20 protein-coding genes are annotated in these 24,810 nt (G+C 28.6%); all 20 read right to left on the reverse strand.

The features are described from left to right. Positions 1-496 precede the first annotated feature (496 nt). The gene (locus tag OXH55_RS07115; RefSeq protein ID WP_268049138.1) at positions 497-1,375 is read right to left on the reverse strand and encodes a flagellin N-terminal helical domain-containing protein; all 879 of its coding nucleotides are present in this window, start codon (positions 1,373-1,375) and stop codon (positions 497-499) included. 170 nt (positions 1,376-1,545) lie between these two features. Further along, positions 1,546-1,866: a hypothetical protein gene (locus tag OXH55_RS07120; protein ID WP_268049139.1), complete on the reverse strand. Its 321-nt coding sequence runs from the start codon at positions 1,864-1,866 to the stop codon at positions 1,546-1,548. Positions 1,867-1,896: 30 nt separating this feature from the next. Further along, positions 1,897-2,232 carry a hypothetical protein gene (locus tag OXH55_RS07125; protein WP_268049140.1) on the reverse strand — a complete coding sequence of 112 codons (336 nt, stop codon included), beginning with the start codon at positions 2,230-2,232 and terminating at the stop codon, positions 1,897-1,899. 88 nt (positions 2,233-2,320) lie between these two features. Beyond that, entirely contained in the window at positions 2,321-5,476 is a 3,156-nt protein-coding gene (gene fliD, locus OXH55_RS07130) for a flagellar filament capping protein FliD (protein WP_268049141.1), read from the reverse strand. 331 nt (positions 5,477-5,807) lie between these two features. Beyond that, positions 5,808-7,601 (reverse strand): flagellinolysin, encoded by a 1,794-nt coding sequence (locus tag OXH55_RS07135; RefSeq protein WP_268049142.1) that lies wholly within the window; start codon positions 7,599-7,601, stop codon positions 5,808-5,810. A gap of 123 nt (positions 7,602-7,724) precedes the next feature. Next, the gene (locus OXH55_RS07140; protein WP_268049143.1) at positions 7,725-11,084 is read right to left on the reverse strand and encodes a methyltransferase domain-containing protein; all 3,360 of its coding nucleotides are present in this window, start codon (positions 11,082-11,084) and stop codon (positions 7,725-7,727) included. A gap of 304 nt (positions 11,085-11,388) precedes the next feature. Continuing rightward, on the reverse strand, positions 11,389-12,546 hold the full coding sequence (locus tag OXH55_RS07145; protein ID WP_268049144.1) for a flagellin N-terminal helical domain-containing protein: 1,158 nt from the start codon (positions 12,544-12,546) through the stop codon (positions 11,389-11,391). Positions 12,547-12,768: 222 nt separating this feature from the next. Further along, on the reverse strand, positions 12,769-12,942 hold the full coding sequence (locus OXH55_RS07150) for a carbon storage regulator (RefSeq protein ID WP_268049145.1): 174 nt from the start codon (positions 12,940-12,942) through the stop codon (positions 12,769-12,771). 499 nt (positions 12,943-13,441) lie between these two features. Next, positions 13,442-14,446, reverse strand: coding sequence for a dTDP-glucose 4,6-dehydratase (locus tag OXH55_RS07155; protein ID WP_268049146.1), 1,005 nt, complete (start codon positions 14,444-14,446; stop codon positions 13,442-13,444). 17 nt (positions 14,447-14,463) lie between these two features. Continuing rightward, positions 14,464-15,462 carry a UDP-2,4-diacetamido-2,4,6-trideoxy-beta-L-altropyranose hydrolase gene (gene pseG, locus OXH55_RS07160; RefSeq protein ID WP_268049147.1) on the reverse strand — a complete coding sequence of 333 codons (999 nt, stop codon included), beginning with the start codon at positions 15,460-15,462 and terminating at the stop codon, positions 14,464-14,466. After that, positions 15,462-16,478 (reverse strand): SDR family NAD(P)-dependent oxidoreductase, encoded by a 1,017-nt coding sequence (locus OXH55_RS07165; RefSeq protein ID WP_268049148.1) that lies wholly within the window; start codon positions 16,476-16,478, stop codon positions 15,462-15,464. Before OXH55_RS07165 ends, pseG begins: the two co-directional genes overlap by 1 nt. A gap of 25 nt (positions 16,479-16,503) precedes the next feature. After that, on the reverse strand, positions 16,504-17,712 hold the full coding sequence (gene pseC, locus OXH55_RS07170; protein WP_268049149.1) for a UDP-4-amino-4,6-dideoxy-N-acetyl-beta-L-altrosamine transaminase: 1,209 nt from the start codon (positions 17,710-17,712) through the stop codon (positions 16,504-16,506). A gap of 13 nt (positions 17,713-17,725) precedes the next feature. Beyond that, positions 17,726-18,757 carry a glycosyltransferase gene (locus OXH55_RS07175; protein WP_268049150.1) on the reverse strand — a complete coding sequence of 344 codons (1,032 nt, stop codon included), beginning with the start codon at positions 18,755-18,757 and terminating at the stop codon, positions 17,726-17,728. Positions 18,758-18,783: 26 nt separating this feature from the next. Further along, entirely contained in the window at positions 18,784-20,013 is a 1,230-nt protein-coding gene (fliB, locus tag OXH55_RS07180; RefSeq protein ID WP_268049151.1) for a flagellin lysine-N-methylase, read from the reverse strand. 29 nt (positions 20,014-20,042) lie between these two features. Continuing rightward, positions 20,043-21,095: a pseudaminic acid synthase gene (pseI, locus tag OXH55_RS07185; protein ID WP_268049152.1), complete on the reverse strand. Its 1,053-nt coding sequence runs from the start codon at positions 21,093-21,095 to the stop codon at positions 20,043-20,045. 12 nt (positions 21,096-21,107) lie between these two features. Then, entirely contained in the window at positions 21,108-21,560 is a 453-nt protein-coding gene (locus OXH55_RS07190) for a GNAT family N-acetyltransferase (protein WP_268049153.1), read from the reverse strand. Positions 21,561-21,562: 2 nt separating this feature from the next. Next, positions 21,563-22,309, reverse strand: coding sequence for a glycosyltransferase family protein (locus OXH55_RS07195; RefSeq protein WP_268049154.1), 747 nt, complete (start codon positions 22,307-22,309; stop codon positions 21,563-21,565). A 65-nt stretch (positions 22,310-22,374) separates the two neighbouring features. Beyond that, on the reverse strand, positions 22,375-22,731 hold the full coding sequence (locus OXH55_RS07200) for a DUF8042 domain-containing protein (protein WP_268049155.1): 357 nt from the start codon (positions 22,729-22,731) through the stop codon (positions 22,375-22,377). Between the two features lie 19 nt (positions 22,732-22,750). After that, positions 22,751-24,571: a motility associated factor glycosyltransferase family protein gene (locus OXH55_RS07205; RefSeq protein ID WP_268049156.1), complete on the reverse strand. Its 1,821-nt coding sequence runs from the start codon at positions 24,569-24,571 to the stop codon at positions 22,751-22,753. Between the two features lie 111 nt (positions 24,572-24,682). After that, the coding region (locus OXH55_RS07210) for a flagellin (RefSeq protein WP_268049640.1) at positions 24,683-24,810 on the reverse strand (128 nt) is incomplete at its 5' end.

Below are 24,810 nucleotides of genomic sequence, written 5' to 3' on the forward strand. Positions count from 1 at the left end.
AATCCCCTATATTTTTAATACTTTTTTCGTTGTTTTCACAAAAACCTTAATTGAATTGTATTTCTTTAAAAATATTTGTATTGCAAATAAAAAAAGCCAACATAATTAGTTTAACTACTCCTCTATCACATAAAGCAATCAGAAACTAATTATGCTGGCTTACATCTAGCCGAATAGACTCCTATTCTCTATCTATCATACCAGTATATTATTTATTTTTTATACACTATCATTTCATATTGACCCATTTTGTATTAATATACTTCTAGCTAAATAAATACTTATTCTCTATTAGTCATACTAATACATTAAACAACAACTACAAATCAATTCTACACTATCATGTTCATTAATTCAATTTTTACTCAACATTATATTTTACTATTATTTGAATTTATATTCATATACTATAAGTTTTTCTTTTGAATCTACATATTTTTATTTATTTTAGCAAAAATTATATTTTCTTAACCAAAAATATCTAGGCAGCTTTTCGCTACCTAGACTTTACATTCTCCAGTACCCTCAATATATCTTGTGGAAATTTATTTGACTGTACCATCATTGCATGACCTGCATCAATTAAAACACTACTTCTTGTAAATTCCATCATTTCTTCTGCCAAATCCGCATCTCTTATTTTACTTTCTGCCCCTGTAATCTTATCATGTATTTCTCCTACCCTTTCGTAGGTACTTTCAAATTTATTTTCTAGTGCCCCATATTTACTGCTAGCCCCTAGAACTGTATTTAAAGCTCCATCTATTATTGATAAAGCCTTATCCGTTCCTAAACCTTCAAGCCCATCTTTAAGTTCGCTTAGTGAATTTGCTCCATCACTTAAATTATTACTTGATAAATCATAAATAGGTATTTCCACTTTTTCTCCTACATTAGCTCCTATTGTCATATCCATTTTTTTTGGAGAATTATTATCATATTTCTTTGTTAGATCTTTCTCACCATTCAACAAAGTGGTTCCGTTAAATTCCGTATTAGCAGTAATAGAATCTATACCTTCTATCATTTGATTGATTTCCATTTGAATATTTTCTTTATCTCCAGGAGTATTGGTACCATTTCCTGCTTGTACAGTTAGTTCCCTTATTCTTTGAAGCATAGATGTTATACTATTAAGTCCCCCCTCTGCAGTTTGAAGCATACTAACTCCGTCTTGTGCATTTCTCTGAGCCATTTGCAGTCCTCTTATTTGCATTCTCATTCTTTCACTGCTAGCTATAGCATTAGGATTGTCTTTTGCACCATTTATTTTATATCCTGACGAAATTCTACCTAAAGCTTTACTCTGGTTAGCCAAAACTTTTGTATGTTCTCTGTATATATTAAGAGAGGCTAAATTATGATTTAATCTCATATTATCAACTCCATTTTTTCAATAATTGTACCTTACATTTATTATCGTTCTTATACCTTAGTACTTTAGTACTATTTTTACATATTTCCATAATAGCATAAATGTATACAACTTTTCACTTTTTAAAAATCAAAAGACATTCTTATATAAATTAGAATGCCTTTTTTCTTCTAATATACCATCATATCATCAGGATACATTTGCAAATAATCTTCATACATTCTATTAGCATCATGTTCACTAACTTTACCATTTTGTAAATCTCTATATAGCATATATAACTTAATATGCAATTCTGGATTTTTTATTTTACTTTCCTTCATCTTTTCATGCAATATATCTTTAAAAGCTTTTTCTTTCTTTATTTCACTAACACTATTTATATATTCAACCAACTTTTGTACTTTTGTTTTAACTATTTCCTCAGCAGCTACAATTTCTATTTCTTTTAACTCTTGAATAATTTTTTCAATCATTTCATCTTTAATCAACTTTATATCCCCTACCCTCTTTATATAAGATTACACTTCTCTAGCTAAAAATACAGCTTTCGTTGCTACTGTGTTATACTGATTTTTAACATTTCTTGCCTTTATACTTTCATCCATTTTTCTTTTTACTTCTATTTTCTTTGCATTCATCATGCTGAAAAGTTCTTTTTCCTTCTCCATTATACCATATTCATTACAAATATTTTTAAAATCTTCTTGTGAATATTGTATTTTTTTCATATCTTCTATAATATAGTCTCTACTTTGTATTAAACTTTCAACATCTTCAATCTCATCTCTTTTTAAACATTCCATTGCTTGTAATGTTATTTGTTTATATTTTGTTAAGCATTCTCTCAAACTCACTTGAATCCCCCTTTTTAGCAGTTGAGAATTGAAAATGAACATTGTCTCTAAATTTCACTTTTCAATTCTCAATTTTCAATTATTTAAATTACATACCTAATTGCTGAGCCAAGTAAGCAGATTGTGCATTTAAATTATTCATAGCAGTTTCAAGGCGTGAAAATTGTTGATAATATTTTTCTTGCTTAGCATACATCTTTTTCAAAGCATTCTGTATTGCTATATTCTGCTTATGTATTTGGTCCGATATAGTATTTTTTGATGCTCTTCCCCCACCGCTTAAACTAAAATCAAACTGTTTATTAGCATATATATTCATGGAACCAGACAAAGAAAATTTACCATCCTCACCTAACCCAGCTCTTCCAACATAATCCTGGAATATACATTTCATTCTTGTAAATATTCCATCTTCATTGTATTTCTCAGACCCAACATATGTTTTTGAACTACTGACAAATGAGTTACTCTCGTTAAAAAAGAATTTTTCTACTTCCCCAGAATTACTTTTTATAGCCTTCAATAAAGCATCCTCTTTTATATCTATTTGTCCTGTTCTTTTATAATCACCATACATATCCACCCCTACAGCATTATCTCCATATTTTCCAAAATAAATTGAAGAATCTTTAACTGAACTAGTAAAAGCTCCTCTTAATTCTGTGAACATTCTTTCTAATAAATCATCATTTCTTAATATACCTTGTTTACCTTTTGCTTCCCATTTCTCTATATCTTCTTTACTCATTGCTTTCTTTTGCTCATCCGTAAGTGGTTTGTACTCACCAACCTTAGGTCTCTTCTCTGTTAATTTTTTTTGTAATTTTTCAATAAGCTTATTGTAATCGTCAACAAATTCTCTCACTTTATCAACTACCTTTTGCTCATCTGAGTTAACCGTTAAGCTTGTTTCGCCTGTACTTTTAACGTCATAAGTTACACCGTTAGCTGTAAAATTATTTGATTTTTCAGTTATAGTTATCTCACTATCCCCTGGTGATTCTATCTTAACCACAGCATCTTGACCCATCGTAGATGCACTTGACTTTAATCCTAAACCAGATACTACATCTGTATCTGTACCTTCAAAAGATATTGATATATCACTATTAAATTCCTTAGGTTTGATTGAAATTTTACCTGTACTATCATCGAAACTTGCTATAATTTTTCCTGAATTATCTACGTGTTTATTTATTTTTTCAAGCAAACTTTCAATTTTTTCATCTGCATCAATACTAATAGATGACATATCTACAGTCTTAATCTTTTTCTGCGCTTCATCATAGTACGAATAGGATAATTTAAGCTCTTTACCTCCTATTATTGACCCTATATCTGTTGCTTTATTTGCAGTAATTATACTTCTATCATTATCAGCTAAATCCTTTAACTCTTGGTTATCTATTGTTGTTTCAGTTATTTTTACTTCTCCTTTACCAGTTATATCATTAAATTTTATATATTTTTTGCCTGCTTCCTCAACATATTGAGCTGATATTTTTCCCTCTAAATCACTATTACCAATCTTTTCATTAAGATCTTTAACTATTTTTCCTAAATCGTCATCATCACTTAATGTAAATGTTTTTGTATTTGGTGGTGTACCTCCATAATTAAAGGTTATATCTTTCCCCTTCCAATTGTTTATATCATCAACTTCAACTTTAGTATTAAGTGATTTCCCTTCTATACTAGAAGTTTGCATTCCTAATGTTTTTAATAATTCATTGTTAGTACTGTCAAAAGACATTACGGCATCACTTCCAGTTTCCTTTGAAACAAATGAAAATTTCCCTGTAACTTCATCAAAGCTAGCTATAACCTTACCTAATGTCTTTGAATTTATGTCTTTTATCAACTTATCAATTGTTTCACCTTTACTAATATCTATATATGCTTCTCCACCATTATATGAGATATGAAGCTGTTCTTTCTCGTCTAAACTTGAATTAAGTTCTTCTAATTTTGTTGACTTCGAAAGATTTATTATATCCTTAGCTGATATATCAGTTACACCTGTTACACCAGTTACAGCATTCGATGCACTTGGAGCCATCTTAATCTCAGCTTTTGATAAATTTGAAAATTTTATATATCCTTCTGTTCCTTCCTGTATATAAGAAGCAGTAAGTTTTCCTTTCAACTGTGACATGTTAGATATTTGTTTGTTTATATCCGCTACTATCTCATCATATTCTCCATTTTTAGAATTCAAATCAGCTATTGACGAACTTATATCTAATTGCGATTTGGCAGTAACACTAAAATCTATATTAATTTTTTGCTCTAAAAATTTAGATATTCCAAATTCGCTTCCTGTATTTTCCACTCCATCTTTATCTTTAAAACTTATATTAACTGCATCACTTGTTAATTTTTCAAATTTTATTTTACCACTATCATATGAAGCAGTTACTTTACCTCTTAAATCTGGTGATGCAAATATTTGTTTATTTATATCATCTATCATTTGCTTATTTATAACTGCATCATCTGGTTTACTTATATTTGATATTTTAGTATTTGTTGAGTCAAAAAAATCTACGCTAAGTCCTTCATCAACTAGCTTTGAAATTTCAAACCCCTTGTTAGTTGTACTAACACTACCATCACTTAATTTTACTGTAAACTTATCACTTGTTAAATCTTGAAATTTCACATAATCTTTACCCCCATCGCTAACATATGCAGCAACTACTTTTCCTTTTAACTTCGGGTTATTATTTATCTGTTTATTTATGTTATCAATTATATGTTCACTTTTATTTTTGTTATGTAATGTAGATTTAGTAGTAACTTCAAAATCTATACTTTTCCCCTTCCAATTAGCTCCATCATTAATCTTAAACTGTGCATTAATCGAACTTCCTTTTACAGATGCTCCTTTAGCCATTTGTTCAACATTTAGTTTATATGAACCTTCAACTGCACCTGCTACAGCTTTTGCTGTAGCTATATTTTCATTAACAGAGCTTACAGAAAAAGGATTGAAAGTTGATTTAGTTATACACTTTTCTGAACCAACCTTAAAATACTCCTGAAATTTCTTCATTTCTTTTATAAATTCTCTATACGCTTCTTGCTTCCATTGTAAATACTGCTCCTGCTGTTTAACTTTATCAACCTTTATTTGTTCAGCTTTCATCATTTTTTTTACAGCTTCATCAACATCAATTCCCGATGCCATCCCTGTAAACCTTAACCTATTTGCAGCACTAGAATATATACTCGTATCACTCATATTTTATACCTCCCATTTATTTAGTTGACAATTGTCAGTGGATTTTTCAAAACTCAGTCAATAAAAAAGGATGATTAATAAACCCATCTCCTCTTCGCCTCCTGCAAAGTTAGATAAATTTACTAATCATCCTTGGTTAATTTTCATATTTCTTTATAATCTATATTTCGTATTCACAAAAGAAAACTTTACAAATACTAAAAAATAAACTAACATATTATAAATAAGCCAACAGACTTTAATCTGTTGGCTTACTTATAAAAGGAAACTCCTTCTCCTCTCGTCGAAGGAGTAAGCGACTATCACAAAATCAAAGATTTTGGATATCTGCTTATCTTAATAATTGAAGAACTCCTTGTGGTTGTTGATTAGCTTGAGCAAGCATTGCTTGAGCAGCTTGATTAAGAATATTATTTTTACTGAAATTCATCATTTCTTTAGCCATATCTACATCTCTAACTCTTGATTCTGCAGCACTTAAGTTTTCTAAAGATGTTCCTAGGTTATTTATAGTATGTTCTAATCTATTTTGGTATGCACCAAGTTTTGATCTAAATGTAGATACTTTGTTTATAGCATCATCAAATTTTTTAATAGCTTCTGATGCATCATCGTGAGTTAATACATTTAACGCTTGTTCTGCAATTTCACTTGATGTTCCATCTGTAACTCCAAATTTTTCATCTTTACCTGAAGTTGTAATACCAAGTGCTGATGCTCTCATATCTTCAAGTTTAAGAGTCATGCTTTGTCCTTTATTTGCTCCTATTTGAAGATTAACTTCTGGAGAACCTTCATTTTCATCTGGCCAAATAATATTAAAATGTTGAAGAGGTTGTCCATCTGTTTTATCTGTAGCATCCCCTTCTTTAATTACATCTTCAGCTTTTATATCAGCACCACCAGTACTTTTTCCTCCTATAGCACCTACGTCTGCTTCATCTGAACCCCAATTTAATTGAAGACCTTTTATAAAATCTATTCCCTCTGTTCCTGTACCAAATTTAGTTGCTAAATCTGTTGTACTCTTACAACCTGATGCTCCTTTTGAAGTCAATGCAGCTTCCAAAGCAGCTTTTCCATCAGTTCCTGCATTATTTTTTATATCTCCCATTAAACCACTCATATCATTAGCAGTTGATAACTTTGCACTTAAATATTTAACTGCAATATAAGCTGCTGAGTATTCTATATTTGCCTTATTCCCACTAGCATCCCAATTACCTCCATTTAAAAGACGAACTACTTCATCCTTTAACTTACCTACATTTGTATCATCTGCACCTGTTCCTGTTTTATTTCCTATAACACCTTTTAATCTTTCATCTGCACCTGCCATAAATTCTGCTGTACCTTCTGCAAACCAAGTTGGCATAGAATTCATTTTGCTTGCTCCAAGTGCATCATCCATAACAGCATGAGTCATTTCATGTGCTAATATTCTATCATTATAAAGTCTACCATGAATATTTGCTCCATCTGCTCCAGTCCCTGGGGTAAAGTCATCTACATCTATATTTAATTCTAACTCTAAAGAATTCCCACCAACATGGGCCATTTCTCCATAAGCTCCGCCTGATGTAAATGTTATTTTAAGATTTGTTCCTTTTCCTTCTAATCCATAATTATCTTTTATCCTTTTTTCTGCCATCTCAAGCCAGCCGTTTTTAAGACCTTTTATAATATTATCTTTAACTTCCTTAGATACCCCTGAACTTAAAAGTTTTTTAGTATTAAATTCTGTAGTATTCCCTATTCTATTTACTTCTGAAGTTAACTGATTTATTTCCTTTTGAATTTGTTGTCTATCTTCTTCAATATTAGTATCATTAGATGCTTGTATAGATAATTCTCTCATTCTTTGAAGTATTGAATGAGTCTCATTTAAAGCACCTTCTGCTGTTTGAATTAAGGATATACCATCTTGAGCATTTCTTGATGCTTGATCAAGCCCTCTTATTTGTCCTCTCATCTTTTCAGAAATAGCAAGACCTGCTGCATCATCTCCTGCTCTGTTTATTCGAAGTCCTGAAGATAGTTTTTCCATTGACTTTCCTGCTTTTGCGACATTACTCATCATGTTTCTATGAGCATTCATTGCATTCATGTTATGGTTTATTATCATTTATTTGTACCTCCTTGCATTCTCAATGTACTTCCTTGCACACTTATTTTAAAAGTCATTAATAACTCCTAATACGAAATTAACATCGATTGTTTTTATAATTTCTTACAAATCATAATTACCTTATAAATTTTTAATTTTTTTACAATAGAACTCTTTTCTTCCCATAGTTTCCATTGAATCAACAATACTAATTATCTCAAATCCTGCATTCTTTAAATATTTAGATAATACCCCCTCTGTAAAATAAGATAAATGTGTTACAACATGCCAAAATACATTTTTTTCTTTTGTTTTCTTACCATACTCACTATCTAATATAGGTGTTGCAATTACAAAAATACCATTCATTTTAACCAACTTATTTATTCTCTTTAAATCCTTCAATGGTGTTCTTAAATGTTCTATGACTTCAAACATTGTAACTATATCGTATTGTTCATTTTCATTGAATGAATAAAAATTTTTTCTAATCAAATCTAAACCATAATGATTTTTTGCATACTCACAATCTTCTTTAGTCAACTCTAATCCATAAGCCTTAAATCCTCTATCTAATGCAGCCTTGACAAAAAAGCCAACTCCTGTACCTATATCAAGTATTAATTTTTCATTAGTGATTTTACTTATATTATCTAATCTACAATTAGACATTTGAAATAAAAAAGCTTCTCTTTGTTTTATATCTCCGTATATACCACCAAATTTTTCCTTTGAGATAATTGAATAATACTTATTCATTCTATTTTCTGTTGCAACTGGATTTGAATATACAAGTCCACATTTTTTGCACTTCACCCATGTCCTTATTGGATTTATTATTCCTTTATTACTTTCTGAAACTGATTGATTTGAAACATTTATGATTTTAAACTCTACCCCCCCACAACCAATGCAATTACTTGTTTCTTCTTCAAAATTATAGTTTAAAATAATATTATTTTTATCAACTATATTGCTTAAATAAGGCTCAATCCTTATGCTAATATTGTGATATTTTATTGCTTTTTCAAAATTTTCCAAAGCATTATAAGCACGTCCAACAAAATAATACATTTCTCCAATAGAAACATTGCTATGTTTCAAATAATAGTTAAAAATATTAATCACTTCTAAAAACTTTTTCTCATTCAATAATTGTTCCGTAGTTCTTATTATGTTTCTTTTATTTTCATTATCAATTTCTCTAAATAATTTTTTTTGTTTTTTAATTATATTGCTCTCAGCACTACACTTCATATCATTTTTTAATGTAAAAATCTTATTTCGAAGCTCACCTACTATCTCATCAATGCGACAAGAATTAATAGCTTTCTTATAAAATTCTAATTCTAATTCTTTTTCATTTTTAATCTCATATAGATAAGCTAAATTATATAGTAAATCAAAGTTTAATTTATCAATATGTAATCCTTCATATAAATACTTTTCAGCATCATCTATTTTATTTTCCATAATACAAATTACAGCTTTAATTGAATACATTTCTATATCATCTTTAACTATTTGCTCATACTCATCAATTACAGCACCTGCGCTATCTAACTCATTATTTGCTATTAAATTTTTAATTGTTTCTTTAACCTTTACTTTGTAATTTTCAAATTCAGCATTAACAGGATTTAATTCTTTTTCTAAATGTTCTTTTAGAATCTCTATACCTTTTTTCATAGTTGGATAAGCCTTTAATGCTTTTCTCAAATAAACTAAATATTGTTTTGTATCATTATTTTTACACTCTTTTGCTAAATTCATATATACCATAAATTCATCTTCATCAGTAAATAAAAAATGAAGGTTATCTTCTTTTAGTAATTCTTTATTATATATTTTTTCTAAAAAACTATATCCATTTTCTATATATTTCTTGAACACCTCTTTATATTCATCATCTTGAAAATAATCAACAATGAGTAATGATCTCATTAATATTTTTTGTATTCTTTTCCCTTTTAAATCTTTTAAATCTTCTATACTTTCTAAGTAATCATTTAAAACTTTTTTACCATCTTTATAAGTAACTATTATATAAGTAAAAAATCTGTTTATTTTATTTTCTCTTAAATTAAATATATATTTTGATATATTTTTATTTTGTTTTAAAAAGTAATAAAAAGCATCTGCAAAGTACATTTCTCTATCTTCAAAATTTATTTTATCTAACAAATTCTCTTCTATTGAATCAGTATCAGTTCTTATCTTATTTAAAACTCCATATTCATCTTCATTTTTAGAAAATAATTTATAAACTTCTTTCTTCTTTTCATCATCTAAAGTTTGGATTACTTTTTCTAAAACATTTAAAAATCCAGTTTCATTTTTGTTTTTTGATTTCATATATTCATAAGAATCATATATTTTCTCTAACATCTCATTTTTTATGTATATAGGAATATTCACAATATAACATTCTGACAATTCCTCTTTATCATCTATTTTATTTAAATACTCTAAAGCTTTATCACTTTTCCCTAACATATTATATATTCTTGCAATTTCATTTAACTCATAATTTTTTTTATTTGTTGTATAATAAACCATTGACAAATCTTTATTAGCATCATATGTTTTTAGTAATTCTATATGTTTTTTATAACATTCAATTCCATTATTATATTCATGATTTTTTATATAACAAGTACCCATATAACTTAAATTATCTATACACTCTTTATCTATTTCATAAGTTTCCTTACAAATTTTTAAAGCTAAATCATATTTTTCATTTGACATATATGCTTTTATCAGTTGCATATAAACATATAAATATTCTCTTTTATTTTCTCTTTCTTTTACTAGATTATAGGCTTTTGTTATAGTTTCTAAGGATTCTTTATTATCTTTGTGCATAGAATATGATATACTAAGCTGAAAAAGATAATATATATTGTTAGGATCTTTTTTTAACTCTTTTTTTAAAATACCTGCCGTTCTTTTGAATTTTCTTTCCATAAGCTCTTTATCATCATTTATATATCCATAATGAAGAAATTCAGTATTAATATTATAAATAGGCATTTTTACAACTGGCTGGTTATGTACTGCTCCTTCAAAGTGAAAATCCTTATCTTTTTTAAATAACCTTGCTGCGGTAAAAACAGCACATGCTTTTTCATTTTTACTTTTCATAAAATTTCTAATTTTAACAGTGGCTGAATTATATTCTTTATATAAATTAGATTTGAAAAATTCTATCATGTGTTGTGGATTTTGCATTACTTCATCACCATCTATATAAAAAAACCATTCTCCTTTACAATAATTAACAGTTATATTCCTCATTTCTGAAAAATTATTATTCCATTTATGAAAATATACTTTATCTGTGTACTCTTTTGCAATATTTACTGTGTTATCTGTAGAACCCGTATCTACTATTATAAGTTCTGAGTCTACCTGTTCTCTCAGTTTATTTAAACCCTCTAAACATTCTTTTAAATGTTTTTCTTCATTTTTAACCATCATTGCTATAGATAGTTTCATAACTTATTCCTCCCTAAACTATAATTTTTACACAAAATTCTTTAAATTCTCTGTAAAAATTATAGAGAAAAAAGAGTCGAAGAAGCTTCGGCTCTTTTTATGTTATTATCTAAATTGCTTATATAATAAAATTATATATTTCAATTATTCTTTAAAGGAAACTCCTTCTCCTTTTGGTCGAAGGAGTAAGTTCCACTAACTAAATCAAAGATTTAGAGTGTCCTTTAAAGGAAATCCAGCCTCATTTTTTGGTTGGGTAAGCGATTCACACAATTTTAGAAAAACACTAAAATTGGTTCTCTGCTTATCTTAATAATTGAAGAACTCCTTGTGGTTGTTGATTAGCTTGAGAAAGCATAGCTTGTGCAGCTTGGCTAAGTATGTTTTTCTTAGAGAAACTCATCATTTCTTTAGCCATATCAACGTCTCTAACTCTGCTTTCTGCAGCAGTTAAGTTTTCACTAGCTGTTCCTAAGTTGTTTATAGTATGTTCTAATCTATTTTGGTATGCACCAAGTTTAGATCTTTCAGTTGAAACTTTATTTATAGCTTTATCTAAAGTTTCTATAGCTCCTGTTGCTTTTTCATGACTTGATACGTCTAAAGCTTGTTCTTTAATTTCACTTGTTGTTCCATTAGTTACTCCTAATTTTTCTTCTGTACCAGTAGTTGTAATTCCAAGATTTTTAGCTCTCATATCTAATACATCTATTTTGAATGCTTGACCTTTATTTGCACCAATTTGAAGTGTAGCTGAGAATGTTCCACCATCTGTTCCTCCAGGTATTACATCACCTTTTTTAACAGCATCTGCAGCTTCAGTTTTTACTGTAAGTGCTCCACCTGCAACAGTTGGAGCAGTTGTTTTACCAGCAGTCTTTTCAGTTATTTTTAAGTCAGCACCACTTGCTGCTATAGTATATTTAGCACTCAAAGTTGCATTAGCATTTAATTTTGTTACTAATCCACCTATAACTCTTGAACCACTTGCTGCTATAGTTTCTCCAGCAAGTGTGAACTCAGCTGCTGCTGCTGCTATCTTATCTCCACCATTTAATAATTTTTGAGTATTGAATTCAGTAGTATTTCCTATTCTGTTTATTTCAGAAGTTAGTTGGTTCATTTCTTTTTGAATTTGTCCTCTATCTTCTGATGTATTAGTATCATTAGCTGCTTGAGTTGATAATTCTTTCATTCTTTGAAGAATTGAATGAGTCTCATTTAAAGCACCTTCAGCAGTTTGAATCATTGAAATACCATCTTGAGAGTTTCTTGTTGCTTGATCAAGTCCTCTGATTTGTCCTCTCATTTTTTCAGAGATTGCAAGACCTGCTGCGTCATCTCCAGCTCTGTTTATTCTTAAACCTGAGCTTAATTTTTCCATTGATTTTCCTGATTTTGCGATGTTTCCCATCATGTTTCTGTGAGCATTAATAGCGTTCATATTGTGATTGATTATCATAGTAAAACCCTCCTTGAATTTTTAAGGTGCACTTCCTTTCGCACCATTTTTTATATGTAAAAAGTCATTTCTGACTCTTTAGCCAATTTAATTATTTAACAATTGTCATCTATTCTTTCTAACTTTTATATAAATAAAAAAGAAGGAGTTAACTAATCCAACTTCCCCACATTCCCTGTGGTTTGCTGAATTAATTAACTCCTCCTTGAGCTTGTACATATTTTATTTTGCTTTTTTTAAATTTTGACTTTCCCAAATCTCGCCTCTAACTATCTTTATTTCTCTTGGAGCATCAATGGCAAGTCTTAAATCACCTTTTTCACTTTTTACAACTTCCACTTTAATCTTCTCATCAATAACTACATATTCTCCTGGCTTCCTGCCTAATACTAGCATTAGGTTCCCTCCTCAGATGTTTTTTTATTTTTTATTAAATTGTATTAAAATCTCTATTTAAGTTCCCATTCATTGAGATTTAATACATTTTTTTCTAACACTCTACACATTATATCATAAAATGATTGAATTTTTAACATAAACTTAACATTTTTAAGATATTTTTAATAAAGCCAAAATTCTCATTAAATTTTCTCAAAAACAAAAGGATGATTAATAAACCTATCTCTCCCTCCCGCCTCCTGCGGTGGTAAATAGATTTATTAATCATCCTTGATTAAAGCTTATTTATTTTTTATTTACTTATTCTTCTTATCGAAGCTAAATAATCAAACTTTACATTTATTTTTAAAATTTTTTAATTTTTCTTTTTCATACTATTTTTATCAAATAACTTCTTGATAATTAATACATCGTATGGGAAATTAAATACTTTACACCTAAAATTAAATTTTTTTAAAACAAAATTTTAATTAGTTGAAAATTGAGAGTTGAGATATCAACTCTCAACTGCTGCAATCCATTCTTCTGTTTCTTTAATTCCTTCTTCCAATGTATATTCAGGTTCCCATCCCATAAGTTTTTTAGCTTTGCTGTAATCACATTTAAGCTTCATAATCTCACTTTGAGGATGAATATGTTTTACGTGTTTTATTTCTACTCTATCTTTAGAAATTATATCTGCAAGTTCATTTACTGTAACATCTCTTCCTGTTCCGGCATTTACTATTTCTCCATCAACTTTATTATCTAATCCTGTCATAATTACGAATCTAGCACAATCTTTAACATAAAGTAAGTCCCTTGTCTGCTCTCCAGTACCATATATATTTAGTTCTTGACCATGTAAAGCTCTATTTATAAATATAGAAACAACTCCGCCTTCTCCACTGGATTTTTGGAAAGGTCCATATGTATTAAATGGTCTTATAACTACTGTTGGCAGCTTATACGCATGATAATATGAAAGCACCATATTTTCAGCAGCTATTTTGCTTCCTCCATAAGGGGATACAGGTTTTGTTGGATGAAGTTCATCTATTCCATCTTCATCTGATTTATCATAAACCATACACGTGCTCATAAAAACTACTTTGCATGGATATTTTTCCTCTTGTGGATCTAATACCCATTTATCTCCATCCATTTTTGCATTTTTTCCGAACATTTGAAACTTTGCTTTTTCTAATATATTAAATGTACCTACTGTATCATTGTAAAAAGTTTCTTTAGGATTATCTATACTATCCTGAACTATTATAGATGCTGCAAGGTGATAAATTATATCAACTTTTTCATCTAAAAATAATTCATCTAAAAGCTTTTCATCCTTTATATCGCCTTTTATAAACTTAAAATTATTATTATCTTTGAATTCTTCTATGTTATCTACTCTTCCATTTGATAAATTATCTAATGCAATAATTCTGTGTCCATCTTCTAAAAGCTGTTTAACTACCCATCTTCCTATAAAACCGGCTCCTCCAGTTACTAATATGTTCATATCTTCATCCTCCCTGATTATTTAGTTAAAGCTTTAACTATTCTTTCTACACCTCTGCCATTTATAATATTTTGCCCTGTATGGCTCATTTTTTTTCTCATATTCAAATTTAAAACCAACTCATTAAAGCTATCAATAAATTTATCTTTAGTTAATTTACTATACCATCCAATATTATTTATTGCACCTAATTCATCTAGCTTTTTTGCTACACCTTCTTGATTATCTGCAATAATTATTCCTAAGGTAGGAACACCACAAGCTGCAATTTCATATAATGTGCTTCCACAAGCTGAAACAGCAATATCACATTTCTCCATTATTTTATACATATTTGCGTTATAATACAGCTTAACTCTATCATTTTCAAATTGCTTTAAATTATCACTATCTTTAAAAGAAGGTCCAACTACAACATGAAAATTGTACTGAAGATTCTTAGTATAATTTAGAATTTGTTCTGTAACATGATTAGGATCTGATCCACCAACTGTTATCATGATATCTTTAACTTTCTCTTTTATAATTTTTTTAGGAACATTTCTAAATTCATTTCTAAGCATAGTATATTTTAAACCAACTAGTAATTTTGTATCATCATTAACTTTGTATTCCAAATCTTCACCATTTGCATTTTGATTGATTAAGAAGTTTACATCAAAATAATAACAATTTATATCATCTATGTAAGCAGTTTCATTAAATATTTTTTTAGTTTCAATAAAATACTCTTGGTTTACATCATAACTATCAGTAATCAATAAATCTGCTTTAATCTTTTTCAAATCTTCTAATATATACTTTTCATTTATAAATTCAACATTAAAGCCTTCACATTTAATCTTTTCTATACCCGCTCTATACTTATCACTTACACTATTCTCTGAATGATTTTCTGTTCTGCACACATAAAAAACTTCATTGGTCTTAGCTAATTCTTTAGCTAAAACTAAAGTTCTCATTATGTGACCCATCCCTATGGATGAGCCCCCGTCTGCACGAATTGCTATTCTCATTAAACCAGTCCTTCTTCTTTAAGAAGTTTTCTTACCTCTTCTTTTGTTAAAGGCTCTATATCATGTGAGTTGTAACTTCCTACTTCTACTCTTTTTTCTTCTTTATAAAATTTTGAAATAATCTCAGCATATGTGGAAGGTATAACTGCATACATATTATTTAAATCAAAAGCAAGTTCAGACTCCTGCACAGTCATAAGTTCTTCAAATCTTCTCTCTCCTGCTCTAAGTCCAATATTCTGTATTTCAACTTCTTCTCTATTTATGTTTAATTTGCTGCAGGTTTCTTCTACTACTATCTCTGCAATGTGCTGAAGCTTAATTACAGGCATCTTTAATATAAAAATTTCTCCTCCTACAGCTTTTTGTGGAGATGTCATAATAAGTTTTACAGCCTGACTTAAAGTCATCATGAAACGGGTCATTTCAGGATCTGTTACTGTAATTTTTCCAGATTCTTGAATTTGTTTTTTGAATAGTGGAATTACAGATCCTCTAGAACCCATTACATTTCCAAAACGTACTGCTACAAATTTGGTTCTGCAGTTACCTTTGTTAAAATTTGCAGCCTGTACCAACTTTTCAGCTAACAGCTTCGTAGCTCCATAGGAATTTGGAGGATTAATGGCCTTGTCTGAACTAGTAAAAATTACACTTTCTACATTATTATACATAGCTGCCTTTATTACATTTTCCATACCAATTACATTTGTTTTAATAGCTTCATTAGGATTATATTCACACGCTGGCACATGCTTCATAGCTGCTAAATTGAATACTACATCCACATCTCTCATTGCACGATCTACTCTATCATAATCCCTTACATCACCTATTAAATATCTAAACTCTGCAACATGTTCTAGTTCACGTTCCATAATAAACTGCTTATATTCATCCCTGCTAAATATTCTTACAACGTTGGGCTTCTGCTTTACAATTTCTTTTATAAGCCCTCTTCCTATAGTTCCTGTCCCACCTATTACAAGAATATTTTTATTACTATAGTATCCCATCTTCTACCTCCATGTATATGATAGTTCACAATGGACAATTTTCCATTGAATAATAATCAACTACTTTCTTTACTGCTCTGATAACGTCTTCTACATCCTTATCAGTCATCTTGGGGAATAGAGGTAGTGTAAGCATTCTTTCGTAAAGTTTTTCAGCTTCCGGACACAAACCTCTCTTATATCCTAGTTTTTCATAATAAGGATGAAGATATACAGGCAAATAATGAACATTTACTCCTATATTTTCAACTTGAAGTGCTTCAAATATTTCTTTTCTTGTACATGTTAGTTTATCTAAATTAAGTTTTATAACATAAATATGCCACCCTGAATTTGAAAACTCATCTTCACGAGGTGTAATAATTTCTTCTATATCTTTAAAAGCTTCATTATATCTATTAACTATTTCTCTTCTATTTTTAACAAACTCATCAATCTTATTTATCTGACTTAAACCTAATGAACATTGAATATCTGTTATTCTGTAGTTATATCCTAAATGTAGCTGTTCATAATACCAAGGACCTTCATTATGAGTTAAAAGCTTACTATCTCTAGTTATACCGTGACTTCTGAACAAAAGCATCTTTTTATATAACTCTTCATTATTAGTTACAATTACTCCACCTTCGCCTGTAGTAATAGGCTTCACAGGATGAAAACTAAACTCTGTCATATCTGCAATTGAACCAATTTTTTCACCTTTATATTCACTCCCTAGTGCATGAGCCGCATCTTCAATAATAGTTAGATTATATTTATCTGCTATCTTACAGATTAAATCCATATCTACAGATTGACCAGCAAAATCTACAGGAATAATGGCTTTAGTTCTTACTGTAATAGCTCCTTCTATTTTTTCTACATCTATGTTATATGTATCAGGATTTATATCCACAAATACAGGTTTGCCTCCACAGTATAAAATACAATTACTTGATGCAGCAAAAGTTATAGGCGGTACTATAACTTCATCTCCTTCTCCTATTCCAGCAGCCAAGCAAGCTGTATGAAGGGCAGCTGTGCCATTTGAAACTGCTACTGCATATTTGGCTCCTACATAATTAGCAACTGTATCTTCAAATTCTTTTACCTTAGGTCCTGTAGTTAAATAGTCTCCCTTTAACACATCTACTACAGCTTTTATATCGTCATCATCTATATACTGTTTTCCGTAGGCTAAGTAGGTATCTCTAACTGGCTTTCCACCATTTATAGCTAGTTTTTCAATCATTTTCAATGCTCCTTTATACCAGTTCTTTCAATCTATTTTCTGCCACCTTATACCCTTTACATTTTTTATAAAACTCTACAGCTTCTTTTTTGTATCCTAAACATTCAAATATAACTCCAATATTATAATTAGGAAGATATGTGTTTACTCCTTCTATTCTTCCTTCTTTACCCTCCATACATTTTGAAAAGTATTCTACCGCAAAATCAAATTTAGCATTGTTCATACAAATTAGTCCCATCAAGAAATTATAATCGGCTGAATTTTTATAATATTTTTCGTAATCTCCAAGTATAAGAGCTTCGCTAAATCTATTAGTATTTATTAAAGAATATCCGTAGCTTTCTACTAAATCTTCCACATACTCATACATAAAATTAATAGGTAATTTTAATGCTTTAGTAAAATTACTACAAGCTTCTTCATATTCTTTATTCATATAGTAGGATTTACCCAGTTGATAATATAAATATGGATCATCATTTTTATCTAATATAGCCTTTTTTAATAAGTTGATATTTCTTTCTATTTTTTTCGTTCTATTTAATACTTCTTGTGTATATCCTATATGCTCTGCCGATATACCAATATTTTCAATAGAATAATTCCTATCGTCTTGCAATACTATTTGCTCATGTATTATCCCTTCATATCGAAAATAATTTTTATTAAATAATCTATTTACTCTCTCTATATATTTTTTTACACCTGTTACATCTTCAAAAGGGTTTATTCTTTTTATTCTACCTACAACTTTATCATTGTGTTTAATAAAATTCAGTACATTTTCTTTATTAAAATCAGTAATTATTTCATCTGCGTCAATTACCAGTATCCAGTCATTATTAGCTTTTGATATAGAAAAATTTCTAGCTTTTGCAAAATCGTTACACCATTCAAAATCATATACATAATTAGTAAACTTATAGGCTATTTCTTTTGTACTATCATCTGATCCAGTATCAACTATAATTATTTCATCTACATACTTTTTAGCAGCATTAATACATTTTTCTAAATTTTCTTCTTCATTTTTAACTATCATACATAAACTTATCATTAAATTCACCCTTAATTTTTTATTAGTACACTCATAAAAGCCATGTTTAACCTATTTTCTTCCTTTATCTGTTCCAAAATATTATTCAAAAATTTTATTGAATGTTCAATATTTCTTGAATACAAATATAAGGTATTTATAACTTCATCATAATTTAATCCCTTATTGTAATTACCTATCCCTATTAAAAATAATTTTATCAAGGCAAATTTAAGTACCAATATACAGTATTCTTCAAATATGTTTTTACCTCTTTTTATAGGAAAAGCTCTCGAAAAAACATCATTTACCAAATAATTTTCTAAAATGTACTCATTATTTTTTATAAAAGGTTCATATATTTCTTTAAAACCCTTTTTATAACTTTCTATAATAGCCTTATCATCTTTTTCATTAAAAGAAATTCCTTCTAAAAACTTTGTATACAGTTTCTTATAATTTTCAATACTAACTTCTTCTTCTATGCCAATACTGCATATTGCATTAATAAAATCTAACTGAATATTTTCTTTAAATTCTATTTTACTTAGCATCTCTTTTATATTTTCATTACAATATTTCTCTATTGATTGTTCTATTACAGAGGGAATAGTTTCTTCTTCTCCATTATCTACAGCATTTTGAACCTTATCTAAAATAAGCCCTAAAATAAGAAGTCTTTGCCAAACTTCAAAATTTCTATTTTGAAGTATATCTATACTTACTTCTCTTAAATTCCAAAAGTACTTAAATATTTCATTGTCCGAATTAGTATCTAATATTACATTAATCATACTTTTTGAAACATCAACAACTTTTTCAAGTTGGTCAAATGTCATTTGTTCTTTATTAAGTAGTATTAATTCAGCCATAGGTGGACAAGATACACTTCCTGATATCTCTAAAACATTATCTATTATATTTATACTTCTAGGATATTGATTACACGTCTTTGATAAATATTCTTCTCCAAACTCTTTGTGAATTTCACACAGCCCTTTCAAATCTAAAAATGGACATTTATTGTTTTTATCTAATACAATTTTTGCATATAATTCACTATCATTACTGTCTTTATTTAATGTAATATTTTTATTTATTATTTTTTTTAAATCTTTATTTTTTATTTTCCTATACTTTTTATAAATTTTTTTATCTACAGTTACATTCCACCCATGACAGCAGTTGTCAGGACATTCATTTCCTATACATTTAAAATTCTTCATATAATCGGGCTGTAAGACCAAAGTCTTTTTTTCCATAGCTTCTCCACCCTACTTTCTCCTTTAAATTAATCTATCAATTCCCACTGTAATGGGGTACCTTTTTCTATGTTATACTTAGCTTTTTTTCCAAATATATTTTTTATATGTTGGGGATGCATTCCAAAACCTGGTCTTATTGATTTTACATTTCTTTCTGTAAAAATCTCTCCTTGTTTTATGTCTTCTACTATAAACAATGAACGAGAGAATTCTCTACCCTTCTTCATTTTTTCAGTTAAATTATAAGAAACCTGTCCTAATGCTTTTTCAGCTTCTCTAATAGCTTTAACCATTTCCTTTAATTCATTGGGTTCCAGTGAAAAAACTGCATCTGGACCACCGTCCGCTCTACTTAAAGTAAAATGTTTTTCTACTATTTTTGCTCCAAGAGCTACTGACGCAACTGGAACAGTTAAACCTAAAGTATGATCTGATATTCCTGATATAACATCAAAAGTTTCTGTCAAATTAGGAATAGTTCTTAGGTTTATATCTTCAAAAGGAGCTGGATAAGCACTTGTACATTTTAAAAGTGCTATCTGATTATTATTAACTCTGCGGCAGGCATTAACTGCTTCTTCGATATCCCTTAAACTTGCTATACCTGTAGACATTATTACTGGTTTACCTTTTGATGCTATGTATTCTATTAATGGTATATCTGTAATTTCAAAAGAAGCCACCTTATAAGCTGGTATATCAATTTTTTCTAAAAACTCTACTGAACTTTTATCGAAAGGAGAAGAAAAACAAATAAGCCCTTCCTCCTCTGCAATTTTCTTTAGTTTAGGCTGCCATTCCCAAGGGGTATAGGCTTCTTTATATAAGTTATAAAGAGTTCTTCCATCCCACAAAGTACCTTGTTTAATTTGAAAATACTCATTATCACAATCTATTGTTATTGTATCTGGAGTATATGTCTGTAATTTAACGGCATCTACACCTGCATTTTTAGCTTCTTTTATAAGCTTTACAGCACTATCAAAATCACCATTATGATTTGCTGAAATTTCAGCTATAATAAATACCGAATCCTCTTTACCAATAACTTTATTTCCAATCTTAATTGAATTTGCCAAGAAATCATCCCCTCATGCTATTTCTTTATAATACTCTATATAATCACCCTTTAATATTTCTGTATATCTCAGCTTTTTAAAAATCTTTCTTGAAAAAATATTATCAAATTTTACATTAGCAATTAATTTTTTAATATAAAGCAGATTTTTTTTCACTTCCGTTTCTAGCATTTCTAACATTTTTGATGCATAACCTTTTCCTCTAAAATCACTGCTAATACTGTAACCAATAATTGCAGTTGTATCTTCTATATCAATTCTCACCTGGCCTACAGGTATTTTTTCATCATACAATATAAACATATAACAAGTAGTACTCTTCAATTTCTTGTTAAACCATTTTATATGTTCTTCATAAGATATCTCCTTATTATTAAAAGAGTTTTTTCTTACTTGTTCATCATTTGCCCAATGAAATAATAACTGACAATCCTCTTCACATACTTTTTTTAGATAAATACTCAATTTTATCTCTCCATATATATTTTTTTCTGTTCAATTTCTTTATTTATATCTTTAATTTCAGGATATTTTTCTAAAACTTTAAGTATTTCTCTAATACCAAAGTTATTACCGTTTTCATAGTACAGATGATTATAAATGCTATCTATTAATTTAAAATCTTCAATAGTGTCTAATGTCCATCTTAAATTTGAATAATCTACATCATTTTTATATTGATATACTCTAAAAATATCAGCATTATCCCAAATATATGGTGTTACATGTTCTCTATCACTTTGACTTACTGCTTCTATAAATGCTTTTTCTAAACCCTTAAAGCTAAACACTTCTGTATCTAATCCTCTTGGATATGTTCTTTCAATAGTATTACTCACATAATCGTATTTATCCATGTTATCTAAGTAAAATTGAATTACCCCCTCACTAATTTCACTATCTATCAAAGGACAATCACTAGTAACTCTAATAACTACCTCCGCATTATTTTGTTTTGCAGCATAATAATATCTTGATAACACATCATCTTCTGAACCTGTAAAATAATTTACTCCTAAACGCTCAGCTTCATATACAATAGCCTTGTCCTTTTCTAATTCAGTAGTAGCAATAACTATTTTATCTATATTACTTATTCTTTTTAGTCTATCTATATCATGTTCTAATACAGTTTTTCCACATATTTTTTTTAAAACTTTCCCCGGAAGTCTTGTTGACCCTACTCTAGCTTGAACTATACAAACTACCTTCATTTTTCTCACTTCCTTCTGTAGTTTTTAATGCAATCTTCAACCTACTTATATCTTTTAAATTATTATTAATCTATCTTTAAATTTTCAGTTATTTTTGTTCTCCATTCATCTAATATTGGTACTATCTCATATTCCAATAAGTCACTTAGTAATATGTAATCTTTACTTTCAAAGCACCCATTAATTTCAATCAAATGTTCATTTATAGCTGAAGTATCAATTATATTTTTTTGAATATCTTTGGTTAAAGTTATAGCATCTATAACCCCTATTAATCCTTCAATAATATCTGTTGTATATTCAAATACTAAACCTTCTTTTCCACTTTGTAATAATTCCACAGAATATTTGATTTTCTCTATTAACTTTTCTAAATATTCTTCTGCTGTTTTCAATAATTCTTCTTTTTTAATTGTCTCCATTTTTATTCCTCCTGTTTCATCAAGATATATAAGGTATATCTTCTTTTTCTAAAGCTAATTTTACTATTTGCAAGCATTCATCTATATATTCATATTGATATGTTAATCCATCTAATAGTACTTTGTTTTTTTCATTGATATTATTTAGTTTTTCCAATTTATTGTTAACAGCACTAGTAATGGCATCTATATAGCATCTGCCAGTAGGATATATAAAAATTTCAAACAACTCAAATTCTTCAATTTTTTCGCTTATAGATAACAATTTTACTAACTTTACTTGGAAATCATCACTTTTATATTCATCTAAAAGTTTATATATCTGTTTTAGTCTTTTTTTTGATAACTCAATACATTTATCTGTTTCCTCTTTATATTTACTTAATAAGTCATTATATCTATCTACATCAATACATGACTTTTCTTTTGCAAGTGATACCAATTCCTCATATATATCAAATTCCTTAATACAGAATTTTTCTATAGCTTCTTTGAAAGACATATTCGGAACTCCCTTTATTCCCAATCCACCTTCAGTACAATTGTATACTGTTATTTCATCCTCAAATATTTTCACATAATCTTCAAACCAATTTTTTATCCCTATTAAGTCTGTCTTTGTATAAACATCATTCCCATATATATCTTTTCTTTTAACATAATTTGATTTTTTCTCAACTTCTTTTTTTTCTATATTGTAATTAAGAATTCCACCTTCAGCATATCTATTATCATTAGTATAAGCTAAATCTTGACCTATAATTAATATATTAGATGCTTGCAGATAATGAGCAAGAACTAAAGCAACGTTGGATACAGAAGGTCCTGTTGAAAAGGTATCTATATCTATACCTAATTTTTTATATAACTCAATCATTGTTAAATCACTTTTCAAAACTAAACACATTTTTAAACCTTTATAGTCTTGAACAGCTTTATAATGAACAGAAGCACCATAAACAAAAATAGATTTATGATTTTTTAAATTCTGAAACAACTTAGCTTCCATTTCCTGGCCATCTAATCCCATTATAATATGTGGAGTTATCCCCTTTTTTTCTAATATGTTTACAGCTGAACCTACAGCTATTATCAATGCTTTATTATATATAGTTTTTAAGTAATGTACATTTTTATCTAAAGATGGCCCAGCTGAAACAATAACTACTGGAATATCTTTGAATTTGTCTTTTGTAACACTAACATTAGGTATATCCTTAATGTATTCAAAATTTCTTATTGCATTATTTAGCCACATTTGGGCAAATGCCGCTTCTGTTGCTATATTACCCATTAACATTGATAATCCTTTATGTATTTCTTCATATAACTCTTCTATATATTCTTCATTTATTTTTCTATATATAGACATTTCTGCAGTATATACTCTTTTTATTTTGTTTTGAGAAAAATACTCTGAAATCAATCTCCTAACAATATAGGCTTCCTTACCTACAATAAAGACAATATTTTCTGATTTTAAATAATCTCCTATATCATTTACTTCTAATAATTTTATAAATATTTCCAAATTAGGTTCTATAATAATTAGCTTTTTATTGCTATATTTCTCTATTAAATTATCTAAATAATATCCTAAACCTAAACCAATAACCAAAATAGTATCTTGATCTTCTACATCAAATCCTTCAATCCACCTTACAGCTTCTTTTTCTGGATTATATGTGCTATGAATCCACTCGCCGCTGTTTAACATTAAATTTGGCATACCATTTTTACTTTCAACTATCTTTGGTAATTTTTTTTCATCATGATTTAAAATTTCTTTATACAATTCAGAATAATATTCTTTTAATATATTTAAATTATTATTTAACATTACTATCTTCTCCTCAATATATACTTCTACACAGCATTCTTATATAATATTCTCCCCCAAAATTAGAATTGTATAAAAAAAGCCGACCTAAGGTCGACTTTTTCATACATATTATCTTAATAATTGAAGTACACCTTGTGGTGCTTGGTTAGCTTGTGAAAGCATTGCTTGAGCTGCTTGGTTTAGTATATTATTCTTTGAGAAGTTCATCATTTCTTTAGCCATGTCTACATCTCTAA

The organism is Clostridium ganghwense (assembly GCF_026735165.1).
Taxonomy (GTDB): domain Bacteria; phylum Bacillota; class Clostridia; order Clostridiales; family Clostridiaceae; genus Clostridium_H; species Clostridium_H ganghwense.